This is a genomic window from Rubrivirga sp., from assembly GCF_049648075.1.
Classification (GTDB): Bacteria; Bacteroidota; Rhodothermia; order Rhodothermales; family Rubricoccaceae; genus Rubrivirga.
Genome location: NZ_JBARYR010000387.1, coordinates 1 through 1,924, shown reverse-complemented (window position 1 = coordinate 1,924; position 1,924 = coordinate 1). Strand labels below are relative to the sequence as shown.

The 1,924-nt window shown below is 69.8% G+C and carries 3 protein-coding genes and 1 pseudogene; all 4 read left to right on the top strand.

From position 1 onward, the window contains the following. Positions 1 to 375: pseudogene (locus WBA11_RS11155) on the top strand (hypothetical protein); the annotation flags it as partial. Positions 376 to 408: 33 nt separating this feature from the next. Beyond that, on the top strand, positions 409 to 714 hold the full coding sequence (locus WBA11_RS11150; RefSeq protein WP_424520763.1) for a hypothetical protein: 306 nt from the start codon (positions 409 to 411) through the stop codon (positions 712 to 714). Between the two features lie 112 nt (positions 715 to 826). Further along, positions 827 to 1,258 (top strand): VOC family protein, encoded by a 432-nt coding sequence (locus tag WBA11_RS11145; protein WP_424520762.1) that lies wholly within the window; start codon positions 827 to 829, stop codon positions 1,256 to 1,258. 52 nt (positions 1,259 to 1,310) lie between these two features. Then, positions 1,311 to 1,820 (top strand): DUF5946 family protein, encoded by a 510-nt coding sequence (locus WBA11_RS11140; protein ID WP_424520761.1) that lies wholly within the window; start codon positions 1,311 to 1,313, stop codon positions 1,818 to 1,820. Positions 1,821 to 1,924 lie beyond the last annotated feature (104 nt).

Genomic DNA, 1,924 nt, shown 5'->3' with positions numbered 1-1,924 from the left:
CTGGCGTTCCGCGTGGACGACGCGGCCGAGCGCTTCGAGGCGATCTACCTCCGCCCGACGAACGGCCGCGCCCAAAGCCAGGCGCTCCGCAACCACGCGACCCAGTACATCGCCTCGCCCGAGTGGGGCTGGCGGCGGTTGCGCGAGGAAGAGCCGTTCCGGTACGAGGCCTACGTGGACCTCGAAGCGGGCGCGTGGACCCGCGTCCGCGTCGAACTCGACGGCCGCCGGGCGCGGCTCTTCGTCCACGGCGCGCCGGAGCCCACGCTCGTCGTCGACCTCAAGCATGCGCCCTCAGAGGGCGGACTCGCTCTGTGGGTCGGCCCCGGGACGGTGGCCCACGTCGCCGACGTGACGGTCACGCCAGCTCGCTGACCACCCATCTCCTCACCCTCACTTCTTCGTCTCATGGGAATCGAACTCGAGCTCGGCGTCCTCCTCGCCCTCCACCTGGTCGGCACCTCAGTGCTGGCCCCGTTCGAGGCCGAGACGTCGCCGTGGAGGAAGATCCTGAAGTGGACGGTCATCACCGCCCTCACGCTCGGGCTCGTTCCGGTCGTGGGGCACGGGGCGCTCTGGGTGCCCACGCTATTCGTTTCAGCCGGCCTCGTGTTCCACCTCGCGTGGTGCCGACGCAACGGCATCGACGCGCTGCGGGCGACGCCACGCAAGCGCTACTACGCGCTCCGAGGGTGGACCTGGCCCGACGCATGACGAGACTTACAACCTCGGCCCCTAGACCTCTGTCTCCGCCCACGCCGCCCCTCTGCCCACGATCATCACCGCCACGACCCTTCCCATGTCCGCAGCTCCCGACATCTACCCCATGCCCTCCTTCCCCGTCTTGGAAGTCGCCGACCCGGCCCGGTCCGCGTCGTGGTACCAGGACGCGCTGGGCTTCCAGGACGTGTTCACAATGGCTGGGCCGGACGGCCTCGTCTCCCTGTCGCACCTTCGCTGGACACGCTACGCCGACCTCCTACTCCGACCCGCCTCCGGCCCGTCCAACGACGTCGAGAAGGGGAGCGGCGTGACGCTGACGTTCGCCGTCACCGACGGGACCGTCGACGCCATCGCCGAGCGCGCCCGCCAGCACGGCGCTCGGATCGTGTCCGAGCCCGAGGACAAGCCGTGGAACGCGCGCGAGTGCACCGTCGCCGACCCCGATGGCTTCCGGCTCACGTTCACGCAAGGACCTCTCAAACCCCTCGACTTCGACCGCGTGATGGCAGGAGCTATCGACGCCCCGGACCGATGACCGTAGACGAGGTCGCGACGTTCGAGCCGAGCCCGCCTCTCCCAGCCCTCCCGTGACAAGACCCTCGCTTGCTCCATGTCCCGGTTGCGCGGGCCTTTTCCCCGACGGCACCGGACCGGTCCATCGCTACATGGAGTCGTCTCCGGGGTGCTGGGCTGCCTACGGCCGAGTGATCGCGCGCGAGTACAGCGAGCCGGAGTTGGGCCACGTCCACCGGCTTTCGGTCGATGCGTACGCGGCGCAGCACCCGGGCCGACCGTCGCCCCAGAGCATGAAGTCGGTTGGGGTCCACCTCATCCGGCTCTGCCTCACGGTCGAGCAGGGGTTCGACGTGCGGGAGTCGAACCGAGTCATGGTCGCCGTCTCGAAGGTGAAAGGCCGGTTCGGCTGGTTGGAGCCGCCGGAGTCGCTCGGGAGCGTGACCGTGAGCCACGTGGTCACGGCAGCAAGTCTCGACGACCACCGGGCGGCCGTCCACACGTGGTCGAGGTCCGTGTGGGAGGCGTGGCACGGCCACCACGGGACGGTCCGGGCGTGGGCGCGGTCGCTCCCCATTCCGTGAACGAACTGGCGAAGGCCGGACGCCGAGGTCCGCCTCAGGACGTGGGTGGAGGTGGCGCTTGGGAGTTTGACCGGTTTCTGCGTCACGGGGAACGTCCGCCCCCC